At 68.0% G+C, this 15,312-nt stretch carries 13 protein-coding genes and 1 tRNA gene; 6 read left to right on the forward strand and 8 right to left on the reverse strand.

Annotated elements, in window-relative coordinates:
- Positions 1-90: 90 nt before the first annotated feature.
- From otsB to H5J31_RS09900, 3 genes are all read right to left on the reverse strand, one after another.
- Entirely contained in the window at positions 91-2,619 is a 2,529-nt protein-coding gene (otsB, locus tag H5J31_RS09890) for a trehalose-phosphatase (RefSeq protein WP_181772192.1), read from the reverse strand.
- Between the two features lie 40 nt (positions 2,620-2,659).
- Positions 2,660-4,114 carry an alpha,alpha-trehalose-phosphate synthase (UDP-forming) gene (locus H5J31_RS09895; RefSeq protein ID WP_328701446.1) on the reverse strand — a complete coding sequence of 485 codons (1,455 nt, stop codon included), beginning with the start codon at positions 4,112-4,114 and terminating at the stop codon, positions 2,660-2,662.
- Between the two features lie 94 nt (positions 4,115-4,208).
- Entirely contained in the window at positions 4,209-5,774 is a 1,566-nt protein-coding gene (locus H5J31_RS09900) for a threonine/serine exporter family protein (protein WP_181772193.1), read from the reverse strand.
- 149 nt (positions 5,775-5,923) lie between these two features.
- Between H5J31_RS09900 and H5J31_RS09905 the strand changes: the two genes are divergently transcribed.
- Positions 5,924-7,495: an alkaline phosphatase D family protein gene (locus tag H5J31_RS09905; protein WP_181772194.1), complete on the forward strand. Its 1,572-nt coding sequence runs from the start codon at positions 5,924-5,926 to the stop codon at positions 7,493-7,495.
- A gap of 46 nt (positions 7,496-7,541) precedes the next feature.
- Positions 7,542-7,614, forward strand: a tRNA-Thr gene (locus tag H5J31_RS09910).
- A 68-nt stretch (positions 7,615-7,682) separates the two neighbouring features.
- On the opposite strand, the gene H5J31_RS09915 is transcribed toward H5J31_RS09910, so the two are convergent.
- Both H5J31_RS09915 and H5J31_RS09920 read right to left on the reverse strand, forming a co-directional pair.
- Positions 7,683-8,021, reverse strand: a complete 339-nt coding sequence (locus H5J31_RS09915) for a MerR family transcriptional regulator (protein ID WP_181772195.1) — start codon at positions 8,019-8,021, stop codon at positions 7,683-7,685.
- Between the two features lie 1,258 nt (positions 8,022-9,279).
- Positions 9,280-9,435 (reverse strand): hypothetical protein, encoded by a 156-nt coding sequence (locus H5J31_RS09920; RefSeq protein WP_181772196.1) that lies wholly within the window; start codon positions 9,433-9,435, stop codon positions 9,280-9,282.
- A gap of 737 nt (positions 9,436-10,172) precedes the next feature.
- Between H5J31_RS09920 and H5J31_RS09925 the strand changes: the two genes are divergently transcribed.
- Positions 10,173-10,400: a hypothetical protein gene (locus tag H5J31_RS09925; protein ID WP_181772197.1), complete on the forward strand. Its 228-nt coding sequence runs from the start codon at positions 10,173-10,175 to the stop codon at positions 10,398-10,400.
- A gap of 1 nt (position 10,401) precedes the next feature.
- On the opposite strand, the gene H5J31_RS09930 is transcribed toward H5J31_RS09925, so the two are convergent.
- Both H5J31_RS09930 and H5J31_RS09935 read right to left on the reverse strand, forming a co-directional pair.
- A complete protein-coding gene (locus tag H5J31_RS09930; RefSeq protein WP_181772277.1) occupies positions 10,402-10,629 on the reverse strand; it encodes a hypothetical protein in 228 nt (75 codons plus the stop codon).
- A gap of 114 nt (positions 10,630-10,743) precedes the next feature.
- Entirely contained in the window at positions 10,744-11,550 is an 807-nt protein-coding gene (locus H5J31_RS09935) for an enoyl-CoA hydratase-related protein (protein ID WP_328701445.1), read from the reverse strand.
- Between the two features lie 98 nt (positions 11,551-11,648).
- Between H5J31_RS09935 and H5J31_RS09940 the strand changes: the two genes are divergently transcribed.
- A complete protein-coding gene (locus tag H5J31_RS09940) occupies positions 11,649-12,500 on the forward strand; it encodes a hypothetical protein (RefSeq protein WP_181772198.1) in 852 nt (283 codons plus the stop codon).
- 63 nt (positions 12,501-12,563) lie between these two features.
- Here H5J31_RS09940 and H5J31_RS09945 read toward each other — a convergent pair whose 3' ends face one another.
- Positions 12,564-13,862: an erythromycin esterase family protein gene (locus H5J31_RS09945; protein WP_181772199.1), complete on the reverse strand. Its 1,299-nt coding sequence runs from the start codon at positions 13,860-13,862 to the stop codon at positions 12,564-12,566.
- A 54-nt stretch (positions 13,863-13,916) separates the two neighbouring features.
- On the opposite strand from H5J31_RS09945, the gene H5J31_RS09950 reads away from it, so the two are divergent.
- Both H5J31_RS09950 and H5J31_RS09955 read left to right on the forward strand, forming a co-directional pair.
- Positions 13,917-14,456, forward strand: a complete 540-nt coding sequence (locus H5J31_RS09950; protein WP_181772200.1) for a helix-turn-helix domain-containing protein — start codon at positions 13,917-13,919, stop codon at positions 14,454-14,456.
- Positions 14,457-14,520: 64 nt separating this feature from the next.
- Positions 14,521-15,312: an ArsR/SmtB family transcription factor gene (locus H5J31_RS09955; RefSeq protein ID WP_181772201.1), complete on the forward strand. Its 792-nt coding sequence runs from the start codon at positions 14,521-14,523 to the stop codon at positions 15,310-15,312.

Here is a 15,312-nt window from a genome sequence, read left to right on the forward strand (position 1 = left end):
GGCGTGCCTGACTCCGGAGGTCGTGAAGGCCTCCTTCCCTACCTTGAGGTTAGGGAAGGAGGCCTTCACGACGTCTCGAACGTGGGCGCGTTACCGGGAGAGCAGGTTCGCGCAGCGGATCAGCCCGATGTGCGAGTACGCCTGCGGGTGGTTGCCCAGCGAGCGCTCCGCGATCGGGTCGAACTGCTCGGGCAGCAGGCCGGTCGGGCCCGCGGCGTCGACGATCTGCGTGAACAGTTCCTCGGCCTCGGTGCGCCGCCCGGTGAGCAGGTACGCCTCGATGAGCCAAGCCGCGCAGATGTGGAAACCACCCTCGCCGCCGGGGAGGCCGTCGTCGCGGCGGTAACGGTACACAGTGGACCCACTGCGCAGTTCCGCCTCGATCGCGGTCACCGTCGACTGGAAGCGCGGGTCGGCCGGATCGATCAGCCCGGTCAGCCCGACGAACAGCGACGCGGCGTCGAGATCCGTGCCGTCGTAGGCGGTGGTGAAGGCCTGGACCTCTTCGTTCCAGCCCTTCTCCAGCACGTCCGTGGCGATCTCGTCGCGCAGCGACGGCCAAGCGCCCGGCACCTCGCGGCCGTAGACCTCGCCGAGTTTGATCGCCCTGTCGATGGTCACCCAGCACATCACCCGCGAGTACACCCGGTGGCGCGGCACGTGCCGCTCTTCCCAGATGCCGTGGTCCGGCTCGTTCCAGCGCCGCGTGACGGCCTCCGCCATCGCGCGCACCATCTGCCAGTCCTCGTCGCGCAGTTCGCCGCGCGCTTCGGCCAGCGTCTGCACGAGTTCGACGACCGGGCCGAAGACGTCCAGCTGCACCTGGTGGTTCGCCAGGTTGCCGACGCGGACGGGCCGCGAACCGGCGTACCCGGGCAGCGACTCGATGACCGCTTCGGCGCCGATCACGCTGCCCGCCAAGGTGTACAGCGGGTGCAGCCGTTCCGGACCGGCCAAAGTGGACAACACGCCGTGCAACCAGCGGAGGTAGCCCTCGGCCTCCTCGGTCGAGCCGAGGTGGACCAGTTCGCGCACGGTCATGGCCGCGTCGCGGATCCAGCAGTAGCGGTAGTCCCAGTTACGGACGCCGCCGATCTCCTCCGGCAGCGACGACGTCGCCGCCGCGAGCACGCCACCGCTGTCGGTGTTGACCAGCCCGCGCAGCGTCAGCGCCGAACGGCCGACGAGGTCGGTCTGCACGCTGGGCAGCTTGAGCGTCTGCGCCCAGGTGCTCCAGTAGTCGCCCGCACGCGCCCGGCGCTCCACTTCGGACAGTTCGTGCGCGCCGAGATCCGTGGTGCCGCAACGGAGTTCGAGGACGACCGGCTTTTCGGGAGTGGGGGTGACCAGCGCTGTCGCGGTGTCGTGCATACCGTCGCTGGTGATCTCCCACTCCACGCCCGGCGAACGCAGCGCGAAGGGTTCCGACGTGCCCTGCACCAGGATCCCGTCGCCCTGGGCGAGCAGTTTCACCGGCACGCCACCGAATTCGGGGCGCGGCGCGAACACGATCTCCGCCGCGGTCTCGCCCGAGATCACCCGGACGATGTCGGTGCGGTGAGCGGGGCTCTCCGGTTCGAGGTAGTCGGTGACGAGCAGCCGCGACCAGCGGGTCTCCACCGTCATGGTGTTCGGCAGGTAGCGTTGCCCGAGCGGCAGGCCGTTGCGGTGCGGTTTGATCGAGAAGTGACCCGCGCCGGCGCCGCCGAGCAGGTCCGCGAAGATCGCGGGCGCGTCGGGGCCGGGGTGACACAGCCAGGTCAGCCGGGCGTCCGGCGTGACCAGCGCGACCGAACGTTCGTTGGCCAGCATGGAAAGCCGCTCGATCGGCGGCGCCTGCTCGCCGTAGAGCCAGTTGCGGCGCTCTTCGAGCAGGAACGCGAGCACGAGCGCGACGTCGACGGTGTCCGGGACCCGGTACTGCGCAAGGCTTTCGCCTTCGCCGACCTTCACGCCGAGGTCCGGGCCGGAGATCCGGGCGAACGCCTTCTCGTCGGTGACGTCGTCGCCGAGGAAGATCGCCGCGGTCGCGCCGACCTGGTGACGCAGGGTGTCCAGTGCGCGGCCCTTGTCCGTCTGGACGACCGCGAGCTCGACGACCTCCTTGCCGTCGGTGGTGGAGACGCCGTCCCACTGCGAAGGTCCATTGTGGACGTCACGCAGGACCCGGCGGCCCGCCTCGTGCTCGGCGCGGCGGACGTGTACCGCGATGCTCGCGGGCTTGACCTCGAGCGAGACGCCCGGCACGTCGAGTACCAGGTTCTCCAGCTCGGACTCCAGCCGTCTGTGCAGTTCGCGGGCCTTGTCGTCGAGCGCGTGGATGAAGCCGATGTCGAACTCGGACCCGTGGCTGCCGACCAGGTTCACCTCGGCCGGAAGGCGGGACAGGGTGGCGAGATCGCGCAACGCGCGGCCGGAGATGACGGCGGTGGTCGTCTCGTGCAGGCCGGCCAGCGACCTGAGCGCGCCCACCGATTCGGGCAGCGGTCGTGCTTCGTCCGGGTTGGCCGTGATCGGGGCCAGCGTGCCGTCGTAGTCGCAGGCGACCAGCAGCCGCGGGGTCCGCGCGACCTGGACAATCGCGCGCCGCAACTCGGCGGGCAGTGCCTCGGCGGTCAACGATTTCTCCTCGGGAACTATGCGGGGTATGGGGGAAGTCCTAGTCGGCCGGTTCGGCACCGAGCGCTTGCAGGAACGAGCGCGCCCAGCGGTCGACATCGTGCGTGAGGACCTGCCGACGCATGGCGCGCATACGGCGGCGTCCCTCTGCGGGGTCGAGCGTAATGGCAGTCTCCAACGCGTTCTTCACCCCGTCCAGGTCATGGGGGTTGACCAGGAGTGCACTGGTCAGCTCCGCCGCGGCGCCGGCGAACTCCGAAAGCACGAGCGAGCCGCCGAGGTCGTGACGGCAGGCCACGTACTCCTTGCAGACGAGGTTCATCCCGTCACGCAGAGGAGTGACCACCATGACATCGGCCGCCGAGAAGAACGCGGCCAGTTCCGTCCGGTTCACCGACTGATGCAGATAATGCACGACCGGGTGACCCACGCGGGCGAATTCGCCATTGATCCGGCCGACCATCTGCTCGATGTCGCCGCGCATCCGCTGGTAGTGCTCGACGCGCTCGCGGCTCGGCGTGGCCAGTTGGACGAACGTGACGTCCTCCGGCCGGACGCGGCCTTCGTGCAGCAACTCGTGCAGCGCCTGCAGGCGCAGGTCGATGCCCTTCGTGTAGTCGAGCCTGTCGACGCCGAGCAGCACCTTCTTCGGGTTGCCGAGGTCACGCCGCAGCTGAGCGGCGCGTTCGGCGACGCCCTTGGTCTTGGCGAGTTTGTCGAGGCCGATGGCGTCGATCGAGATCGGGAACGCGCCGACCCGCACCGTCCGGTCGCCGACCTGCATCAGCCCGGGGCGGGTGCGGATGCCGACCGCGCCGCGGCTGGATTCGAGGCCGGCGAGCTGCCGGGCCAGCCAGAGGAAGTTCTGCGCGCCACCCGGACGATGGAAACCGACGAGGTCGGCGCCGACCAGGCCGCGGACGATCTCCGTCCGCCACGGCATCTGCATGAACAACTCGACCGGGGGAAACGGGATGTGCAGGAAGAAGCCGATCCGGAGATCCGGGCGCAGTTCGCGCAGCATCGCCGGGACCAGCTGCAACTGGTAGTCCTGGATCCACACGGTCGCGCCGTCGGCGGCGACCTTCGCGCTGGCCTCGGCGAAGCGCCGGTTCACTCGGACGTAGGACTCCCACCAGCTCCGGTCGAACACCGGCCGCGCCACCACGTCGTGGTACAGCGGCCAGAGCGTCGCGTTGGAGAAGCCTTCGTAGTAGTCGCGGACGTCGTTCGACGTCAGGGAGACCGGGTGGAGGACGAGACCGTCGTCGTCGAATTCCTCGACCTCGACGTCGGGCACGCCCGGCCAGCCGACCCAGGCGCCCTTGCGGGACCGCAGGAACGGCTCGAGCGCCGACACCAGCCCGCCGGGGCTCGCCGTCCAGCGCCTGCTCCCGTCGGCGGTCCGTTCGAGGTCCACCGGGAGACGGTTCGCCACCACGACGAAATCCGCAGAAGCCTCTCTGCCCGTCTCGGCCCGAGCTGATTCAAGAATGCCTTCGTCCACCAGCCGCTCCCTCAAAATCGCGGGTCGCTGCCCTAGGGAAGAACCCTATCGCGCGCTCACGCGACGGCCGGTCGTCGCGCGATCACTCCAAGCGTCGGTCGGCGGGTTCCATCGGACCCGCCATCCGCGGCCCGGCGAACTTGCGTTCGAGCCTGCCGAGCCCCGTGCGCACCGGCTGCGCCAGGTATTCGCCGAGTACCACGCCCGCTGCCAGCGCAAGCCCGATCGCGACCGCGGTCATCAGCGTGGAGATGTTGCCGCCCTGTTCGACGCCCAATTGGTATAGACCACGATAGGTGGAGAGGCCGGGGAGCAGGGGAGTGATGCCGGACACAGCCACCACGAGCGGCGTCACCTTGAGCCGCCTGGCGAGCACGCCGCCGCAGAAACCGACCAGCGTGGCGGCCATCGCGGACGAGCTCACACCTTCGAAATCGGTCAGCATCAGCGCGCCGTAGACCGCGCCGCCGATCGCCCCCGCCGCCCCCGCCACGATCATCGCGCGCAGGGTCGAATAGGAGGCGAGCGCGAAGCACGCGGACGCGCCGATACTGCCGATGACGATGATCGGAAGTTGTTGCGGCGTCGAGGAGACGACCTCGGGCAGCGGTGTCAGCGGCAGATCGAGCAGCAAGGCGATCTTGAGGGCGAGCACCACGCCGGCGATCAGGCCGGCACTCATCAGCGCGGTCTCCATCGTGCGCCCGGCCGCCGTGACGTAATAGCCGGTGATGGCGTCCTGCACGGCCGAAACCGTGGAAAGCCCCGACAACAGCACGGTGACCGCGGCCGCGACGACCAGCGTGGGTTTGTTCGTGGTCAGCAGGTTGCTGCTGACTATCGCCATCGCCGAGAGGGTCGCGACCAGGCCGCCGATCACCTGCTGGAAGAAGAACGGCAGCGCGAAGCGGTTGAGGAAGCGGCCGAGCCGGTCGATGACCGCGCTGATCACCATCGCGACCAGTGCGACGTCGATGCTGCCGCCGAGGATCAACGTGATGAACGCGGCCAGTCCGCCCCAGGCGGCCGTCGCCACCCATCGGGGGTACGGGTGCGGCGCGGAGGTGATCCGCTGGAGTTCCTGCTGCGCCTCCTCGGCGCCGATGTTCCCCCGGACGATCTTGCGGACCAGAGTCTCCGTTTGGGTGAGCCGCGTGTAGTCGAGGCTGCGGGAACGGACCACGCGCAACGCCGTCACCGGTGCCATGTCGGTGCCGCGGTGGCAGGTCACCGTGATCGACGTGAAGATCACGTCGACCTCGCAGTGCGGGAGGCCGAGCGCGGACGTCAGCGCGATGATCGTCGCCGTGACGTCGGAGGCGCCGGCGCCGCTCGACATCTGGACCTCGCCGATGCGCAGGGCGAGATCCAGGACGAAGTTGACCGTCGAGTCGTCGGGCGGCTTCGGGCCCATCGCCTCTTCGACGTCGACGGCGGGCTGTTCGGCCGTCGGGGCTTCGAGGATCTGCCAGGCGCGGCGGCGCAGCAGATTCGGCCGGTGAGAGCGAGTCTGGTGGTTCGATCGCTCACCGTCACGCTGACGCGGGGCTTCCAGTAACCATTCGCCGCGTTCGGGTGTTTCGTCCTGGTTCTGCTCGACACCGCGTCTGCCGCGCTGGGCCCCCTGGGTGTGCTCGTTGATCTTCATGATCGATCCACCTCCTCACTCTCGTTCGAGGGACATTCCCGAGGACCATCGGGGCCGGTGCCCCGACCGTTGCAGGTAACCCGAAGTGGCGTCCACCACGTCTGAGGAAGATCATCGCGGCGAGGTCGACTTCGGGCACACTGCATGCCATGGCGTCCTCTTTGAGCAGGCGTTCCGTCCTTCGTGCGGCCGGGGTCACAGCGGCCGGAACAGCGGCGACATTCACCCTTTCGGGCGCATCTAGCGGGGCGGGAGCCCCGTTTTTCGCGCACGGGGTCGCTTCGGGTGACCCGATGCCCGATTCGGTGCTCCTCTGGACCCGGGTCACGCCCTCGGCCGACGCCCTCCCCGGATCCGGCAAAGGGCCCTCGGTGGACGTCACCTGGGAGGTGGCCGCCGACGCCGGGTTCACGGACGTCGTCGCTCGTGGTCACGCCAGGACCGGGCCCGAACGCGACCACACGGTGAAGGTGACGGCCGGCGGTCTGTGCGCGTCGACCGGGTACCACTTCCGGTTCTCGTCGGGCGGCAAGGTCTCTCAGACCGGCCGGACGCGCACCGCGCCCGCGCACGAGGAAGACGTCGCGAGGCTGCGCTTCGGGGTGGTGGCGTGCGCGAACTGGGCTGTCGGTCATTTCGCCCCCTACGGCTATCTGGCCGGCCGCGACGATCTCGACGCCGTCATTCACCTGGGTGACTACCTCTACGAAGGCGATCCGAATCCCGCGGGTGATCTTCGGCCTTCGGTGCCGCCCAACGAGCTGCGCACCCTGTCGGATTACCGGCAGCGCCACGCGATGTACAAGACGGACGACCACCTCCGGCGTCTTCATGCCCGCCATCCGATGATCGCCACCTGGGACGACCACGAGGCCGCGGACAACGCCTGGTCGGGCGGCTCGCCCTCCCACGATCCGGCGACCGAGGGCAGCTGGCTCGACCGGATGAAGGCGGCGCACCAGGCGTACTTCGAATGGATGCCCGTGCGGCATCGCGGCGACAAGCTGTACCGGCGGCTGAAGTTCGGGAAACTGGCCGATCTGACCATGCTGGACCTGCGGACGTACCGGACCCGGCAGCCCGGCTCCGCGGAAGACCCGGAAGGCACGATCCTCGGCGCCGAGCAACGGCAATGGTTCCTCGAAGGCCTGGCGCGCGGCACGGCGTCGTGGAACGTCGTCGGGAACTCCGTGATGGTCACGCCGGTCAAGGTGCCCACGCTGCCGACTCGTGAACAGTTCGCGCTGGACGGCCTGCTCGAAGGCCAGCCGACCGCGGTGAACACCGACCAATGGGACGGCTACACCGCCGACCGCCGCCGGGTCCTGGACACGATCGCCGCCCAGGGGCGGGGGAACACGGTGTTCCTGACCGGCGACGTCCACTCGTCGTGGGCGAACGACGTGCCCCGGGACGGGACGAGCGTCGCCGCCGAATTCGTCTGCCCGTCGGTGACCTCGGACAACATCGACGAGCAACTCGGCGTCCCGCCGCGAACCGGGTCGCTCAAGGTCGAGGCCGCGATCCGCGCGCTGAACCCGCACGTGAAATTCGTGGAACTCGACTCGCACGGCACCGGCGTCGTCGAAGTGACCCCGGACGCCGTCCGGATGAACTGGTACTACGTCGCCGACCGCCGGGACCCCGCGTCCGCCGTGACGTTCGCGCACGCCTTCCGGACGGTGGCCGGAGAACCCTGGGTGCGCCCTGCGAAGGGCTGAGCGGGCGCCGATATACTGAGCTCGCTTGGGGCTGTCCCCGGGCAAGGCCGCTATAGCTCAGCTGGTAGAGCATCTGTCTTGTAAACAGAAGGTCAGGGGTTCGAGCCCCCTTGGCGGCTCAAGATCGAACCGAACACCGAGCGGGTATGCCGCGACGTCGTCGTGGCGGCACACCGGGCTCGGCGGGTTACTCGGCGGCGCGGAGTTCGTCGTTCTGGCGCTGGGATTCGTGGAGCTGGTCTTCGAGGCTGACGATGCGGCAGGCGGCGTCTACGGCCGTGCCCTGGTCGACCAGTTCCCGCACGCGTGCGGCTAGGCGCAGCTGATGGCGGGAGTAGCGGCGGTGCCCGCCCGCCGAACGCTGCGGCGTGATCAGACCGGCCTCGTCGAGGCTGCGCAGGAAGTTCTGGGTAGCGCCCAGCATTTCCGCGGCCCGGCCCATCGTGTAAGCGGGGTAATGGTCGTCGTCGAACTTGTCGGCCCCGCCCGAAACCGAAGCGGGTGTCTCGCGTTGGTCAGGAATCATTCCACCTCCACATCACAAGGGACCCCGAGTGCCAGGTACGGCACTCGGGGTCCCAGGGGTTGGGTTTCACCATTGTCGACCGGCCGTGAGGCCGGTGTCCTGCATCCGCGGTGTCCGTCCGAGAGGCGGACGATGCGGAGATCGCTGATTCGTAACCGAGAACCACCTTCCAATCCGATGGGCCTGCGGTACCCGCGCGGCACTACTGCCCAGCCGCGGCGGGCGATCCAATGATGTTCCCTTTCCCTTCTCTTCTGTGTTTCCTTCTTACCGGGTACTACCTGTACTGCGACTTCCGCGAACGTCACCGACTGGAACCCTTTCACTGATCGGTCCCAGCACGCGTCACGCCGCTGGTCACTGCCCGGAGCCCTGTCCGAAATCGGCTCCGGCCACCTGACCGGTCCTGCACTGATCACCTTGCAACTGCGTACTACTTGTTCTTCGACTGCATTGCTTCGCCGGGATCGGCCTTGCCACTCGCGTCTTCGACTTCTCGATCCCGGTACTGCACCGGTCACCAGCCGAAACCTGTTCCTTGATCGGCCTCGTCCTGCGTGACCGCCTTGTCTCACCTCGCGGGTAGTTCCGTCATCTCCCGCGCCTGCTTGACGTTGTCTCTCTCGGTATGAGCAGAACAGTACACACACCCGAGGTCGAATGTCTACCTCGGCGAGCATAGATTTCTTCCCGCCGCGGCCATGGGAACGCCAGGGGGCGGGGATCCGCAGGTCGGCGCGGGGCCGTCGTCGACACCATCACTCGAAAGGGCGGGGGTGGGCGGCAGAACCCGTTCGGCATGGCCGGTGTGCGCGACCATCGGGGGTACTCCGACGACACGAGCCGCCCGGGGTCCGGCGACGTTGAACGTGCCCACCGCCGATGGCGACCGTGCGGGTGGCGCCGCAGCTTCTCGGGTTCCACGTAGAGGACATGGACCGGCGGCCGGCGCGAACGTCTCCGCGTCCAGGCCTCTGCGGTGTCTGAAAGAAGAGTTGTGGGGATCTTCCGATTTCTTTCCGGACGATCGACAACGAGAAATCTCCGAAATCGGGGACCGTGCGGCCCGAAGCGATTCGAGAAAAGGCATGCACCCGCTTTGTCTCGGGTAACGATGCGGGCAGCACTTCAGGGTGATCCCGATCCGGTATCAGTGGATCGGGATCACCCTGAGGCGCTCAAAAACAGTGGGGAGACGCGCTATCGACCGGCCCGTCGACGGTCACGGACGTACCGGGTGGTCACGCTCCACGCGGGCTCAGAACCAGTGGGCGCGGCCGCCGACCTTGCGTCCCGTTCCGCCGAGAATCGCGAGAACGACACCCGCGACGGCGACGACGGCGCCGATGGTGGTCAGCACGGGAATGCCGACGATCAGGCCGATCACGAGAATGATGACTCCGAGCACGATCATGGTGGCTCTCTTTCTTGAATTTTACGCGACTGGAATGAACCTGCCGCCACGTTGGGGACCGTTGCTTTCTGATGCCCGCCTCGACGGTGGATCAAACATGGAAACCGGCAGTGTGTGGCAGCGCACTTCCGGTTGGGAACTGAATTCCGTGATTGAGAAGTATCGTCGATGGGTAGTGGGAAAAAAATTCCCCGGATGTGCCGCTGGAGGATTCGCAGTGCAGATTTACCGAAGGGCGACGTGGCCCCTCAGCGACGTCGAGCGCGCGATCGAGATCCTGATGGCCCGAGGTATGAGCACCGAGAGGGCGGGCGCAGTGCTGAGGGAGATGGCTCGCCGGCGTCATATCTCCCTGGGGCGCTGCGCGGCTCTCCTTGCGGATGGCGTCGTCCAGGCCGCCGGCTGAAGACGCCTCCGGTAAACGGCCGGCGGGACCGGTCCCGAGCACGCCGAGCTACCTTCCCTTCCCCTCGATGAGGGGCGTCGAGGGGAAGGGGAGCGCGTTGCCGGCGATTCGTGATCGTCCCAGCGTCGAACTGACGCATATCCTCGACGAGGGCGCCGACCTGCGGCAGATGTGGACGACCTCCGTACGGCAACCGCTTCCGGTGCGCCGGCCACCCTCCGGACACGCGGACATATCGTTACCGTGCGGCAGGTGTGGCCTTCCGATCGACCTGCGTATCTACAGTGCTCGTGCCACGTTGGGGCTTCGCTGGGCCGGGAGGATCCCCGCGTTGGCCATGATGTCGGCTCCGGTGCTCGTCCTCGGCCTGACTTCCGTCCTGGACGAGCCGACGGCTGGTTCCGCGATGGTGTTGGTCGGAGCGATCGCGGTGGCTGTCGTCGGGTTCTTCTGGCTGCTTTTATGGGGTTTCAACGACGGTGTGCGACTGTCTGTCGACGGTCGTAAGTGGAGAGTGCGGCGTCGGGGCTTCCACGCGCTCCGGCTTCCGGGGCGGTGATTCAAGCCTCTTCGCCGGACCGGGTTTCGATGACCTCGGTGCCGCCTCGTTTGCTGAACGCCGCCCACAGGTTGAACCCCACGATGCCGACGCAGACGGCCGACCAAAGCCAGACGAAGCCGTTGTCGCGGCCGACTCCCTTGGTCAGGACGAACACCAGCATCGCTACCCCGACCAAGGCGCCGAAGACGGCGAAAGGCTTGGAGGGCTTTACTTTGTACGACGCCACCGGTCGACTCCTCGCTCAGAACGAACTACGGCGAGACCGTGATGCCCTTGTCCCGAGGTGATCAAACGCCGCTGTCATCGCCGATGGTGATGTTGCTCCGCTCGTACCACGTCGTTACGACGAATGGCCCTGGTATGGCGGGAAATTCGGCGGGCGGCGTTCGTTCCAGCTGGCCAGGCCTTCGGGGAGTTCGGGGTGGGAGAAGGAATCGAACATCAGCGCGGTGGCTTCGCGTGCGGACTCCTCCAGTGAGAGTCCCGCTTCCCGTATGACCTGACGTTTCATCAGCGCCATCGAGCGCGGTGCGCTGTAGGTCGCGAGTTCCACCGCGTACGCGTGCGTGCGCAGTGAGAGTTCTTCCGCCGGAACGACTTCCTGCACCAGGCCGTACTCATGGGCCTGTTCGGCGGTGAAGGTCCGGCCGGACAGCAGAAGGTCGAGCGCGCGGCCTCGGCCGACGAGTTCCGGCAGCAGCTTCGCGACACCGTATTCGGCGATGAGGCCGCGCCGGGCGAACGCGGTGGTGAACTTCGCGCCCGCCGCGGCGAACCGGATGTCGGCGGCGCAGGCGATCACGAACCCGAGCCCGGCGCAACCGCCGTTGATCGCCGCGACGACGGGAACGTCAGCATACGCGGCGGCGAGTACGTCGCGGAAGCCTTCGTGTTCCGGGACGGCCGCGGTGCTGGTCGAGATGCCTTCCAGGAGGCTCAGATCGGCGCCGGGGCAGAAGGAACGCCCGCTGCCGGTGACGACGACCGCACGGACCCGCGGGTCGGCGGAGGCCTCGCCCAGTAACGCGCCGTAGCGGACCTGCATCTCCTGGTTCATCGCGTTGCCGCGCCCGGGTTTGTCGAAGGTGATGGTGGCGATGGCGCCGTCCACGGCGTACCGGACAGTGTCCAAATCGGACTGAGTCACGTCGGCCTCCTTGGCTCACCTCGCATACTAAGCGGTTGCTTTGTCGTCCGCCAGGGTGTGAGCCCGGAGTGCCGGAGCGCGGCTGACAGACTGCGGGGGTGATCGTCGGATACGTCCTCGCCCTGCTGGCGGCGCTGGCCTCGGGTAGCGGCTCGGTGCTGGAGTCGGTCGGCGTCCGCCGCGCGGGCGCTTACGGCGGCAGCGCGCTGGACCTGGTGCACCTGCGGCGTCAATGGGTCTACTTCCTGGGCATCGGCGTCGACCTGATCGGCTTCGCCTGCGCGGCGGCCGCGTTGCATCGGCTGCCGTTGTTCCTCGTCCAGTCGGTGCTGGCGTTCAGCGTCGGGGTGACGGCCGCGATCACCGCGTTCATGGGTACCCGGCTGGCGATGCCGGGCTGGGTCGCGCTGGGTGTCGGGGCGGTCGGCCTGGTCCTGTTGGGTCTGTCGGCGCAGCCTGGTCCGGCCGAGGTGCTCCCGACGGCGTGGCGCTGGGTCCTGCCCGCGATGGCGCTGGTGGTGGGGGCGATCGCCTGGTACTTCAGGCGATTCGACACCTCCTGGGCCGCGCAGGTGCTCGGCTTCGCGACGGGAGTCGGCTTCAGCATGGTCGGCGTTTCGGCGCGCACCCTGGAGGTTCCGTCGTCGGGCTGGGCGATCCTGGTGGAACCGGCCGTCTGGGCGATGATCCTCAACGGCCTGGCCGCGGCGGTCGCGTTCGCCCTGGCACTGCAGAAGAGCGGCGCGACGACGGTCAACGCGATCATGTTCACCACGAACACGGCGTTGTCCTCGGTCATCGGCCTGGTCTTCCTGGACGACCGGGTCCGCGACGGCTTCATCACCTTCACCGTCGCGGGCCTGATCCTGGCCATGTCGGGCGCGATCGTCACCGCCCACTACGCGGCCCACGCCAAGGAACCCGTTCGCGCAGTCCGACCAGGTTCCTGAGGAACTCCGGAACGATCGACGACGGAGCGGGCACCATCGCCACCCCGTCCGGCGCAAGCGGAGTCACTTTTCCTTACCGCGCGAAGCGATCCACTTCGCGAACATCTCCCGCGCCTCATCCGGTGCGTGTTCGAGTGCGTCGAGGTCCGGTTCGGCCGGGGAGACCCGTGGCACGTGGACGAGGATGTCGAAGGCGTCGAGCGCGTTCACGCCGGAGTAGAACGACCCCATCCGTTGCTCGGTGACGGCCCGCAGCGTCGCAGTGTCCCTTTCGGACAGTGAACGTAGGTCGGTCGCGAAGAGCCCGTCATGGCTCGCATCCAGTACGCCGTCGAGACTGTCCGGGCGAGGCGCTTCGAGGGCGCTGAAGAACTTGCCCGCGTAGAAGTCGGGCCCTTCGCTCAGGATCTCGCCGGTACCCGACGTGGTGCCGATGGCGAGATAGTCCGCGCCGAACCGGTCGGCGAGGAACAGGCCCATCGGCGCCGCCGGTGGGACGCCCGGCATGGTGCCGCGCCAGCGCTGGACGTGGCCGTTGTGCGCGCCGAGCACGATCCGGTCCTCATGGCGCAGGATCTGTTCGACGGTGTCGGCGATGGTGGCGTCGCGGGCTTCGAGTGCCGTGCGCATGTCGCCGGCGGTCATCGCGCGGACGACGGCGTCGAGGGTGATCACTGTCCGCAGTGTGAGCAAGGCGTGTTCGTACGCGGCTACGCCGGTCCTGCCCGAGTAGTCCAGCCGGCGAGCGGAGAAGTGTGTGGCGAGTCCGGCGAGCCGTGCGGTCAGGGCGTCCTTGGCCTCGGCGGGGAGCTTTCCGTGCTCACCGATCGCGGCAGGGATCGAAAAAGGGGACTCGGCGGCGAAAGCGCTCGCCGTGGTCCGGATGGCCGGATCGGGTTCGAAGTCCGGGTCGGCCGCCGCGAGGTAGCCGAGGACGACGTCCAGGCCCGGCAGCAGTGAGATGTTCGAGCCGCCGAGGTCGATGCCGTAACAGCCGACCGGGTGGTCGCGCAGCCACGTCAGCTGGTCGCGGACCTCCGTCCACAGGCCGGTCAGAGAGGTCATCCCGTTCGCGAGGACGTGGCCGAGGTCCTGCTCGCCGCCGTGGACCCAATCGCCGACCAGCCGGCTTTCCGCGAAGCCGGACTCGAACGCGAAGGCCTTGAAGCCCTGCCGCTCGACCAGGTAGCGCAGGACACGGTGGCGTAGCTGGACGAACTCGTGGTTGTAGTGCGAACTCTCGCCGATCGCGACCACGCGCGCGTCGCCGATCGCTTTGCCCAGCCAGTCGAGGTCGTCCAGCGGCGCTGCGGGGTCGAGGGTGCCGAGCGGGATCACCGCGTCGGCGGTCAAGCGGGCCATGAGGTCTCCGTTCCCAGTTTTGGGAACGGTACCAGTTATGGAATCGTTCGAGGGGTGAACACTCTCGACCTTCTCCTGCATCCAGTCCGGCTGCGCATCGTGAACGCGATGTACGGCGGCGTCACGCGGACGACATCCGAGCTGTGTGCGCGAATGCCCGACGTTCCCAAAACGTCCGCGTACCGGCACGTCGGACTGCTGGCCGAGGCGGGGATCCTGCGGATCGTCGACGAGCAGCGCGTGCACGGCGCCGTCGAGCGGCACTACCGCCTGAGCGCCGACAAGGCGCGGATCGACCTCGCCGACGCCGAGGCGATGTCGCTGGACGACCACCGGCGGGGTTTCGCCGCCGCGATGGCCGCCCTGCTCTCCGAGTTCACCGCGTATCTGGACCGGGATGGCTCGGATCCCGCCGCCGACTCGGTTGGCTATCGGCAGGGGACCTTGTGGCTCACGCCGGAGGAGCTCGCGGAGTTCGTCGACGATCTGCTCGCGGTGTTCAAGGCGCGGGCGATGAACGGACCGGGGGCGGGGCGGAAGCCGCACGTGATGAGCGCGATCTTCTTTCCGACGGGCGACCCCGGTCCGGCTTGACACGCAGCCGCACGGCTGCCTAATCTGCAAAGGCAGCTGAAAGGCTGCATATCTGGAAGGCGACATGGACGACGTGTTCAAGGCGCTGGCCGACCCCAGCCGCCGCAGGCTGCTCGACGACCTGAACGCCCGCAACGGGCAGACCCTGCGCGAGTTGTGCGCGGGGCTGGACATGGCGCGGCAGTCGGTCAGCAAGCATCTGGCCGTGCTGGAGGCGGCCAATCTCGTGACCACGGTATGGCGCGGCCGCGAGAAGTTGCACTACGTGAACGCGGAGCCGATCAACGCGATCGCCGAGCGCTGGATCGACCGGTACCACCAGGGCCGGGTCGGCGCGCTCGCCGACCTGAAGCAGGCATTGGAGCAGGAACCCATGGGCAGCAACGAATTCGTGTACACCAGCTACATCAAGACGACGCCGGAGCGGCTCTGGCGGGCGCTGACCGATCCGGTCTTCACCAAACGGTATTGGGGCTGCGAGTTCACTTCGGACTGGAAGGCCGGGTCGATGATGGCCTGGGACCAGCTCGGCGTGAAGCTGGAGGACGCCGAGCAGGTGGTGCTGGAGTCCGATCCGTACCGGCGGCTGTCCTACACCTGGCACACCTTCACCCCGGAGTTCGCCAAGTCCGTGGGGCTCGACGACGACGTGTCGGCGAAGCTCCAGGCCGAGTCGAGGTCGAAGGTGACGTTCGACCTCGAGCCCGTCGGCGACACGGTGAAGCTGACCGTGGTCCACGACGGTTTCGACGAGGGCAGCACCGCGCTGGAGATGGTCAAGGGCGGCTGGCCGTCGATCCTGTCCAGCCTGAAGACGCTGCTCGAGACCGGTGAGCCGCTGCCCGAACCCGCATAA

This window comes from Amycolatopsis pittospori, assembly GCF_013870525.1.
Taxonomy (GTDB): Bacteria; Actinomycetota; Actinomycetes; order Mycobacteriales; family Pseudonocardiaceae; genus Amycolatopsis; species Amycolatopsis pittospori.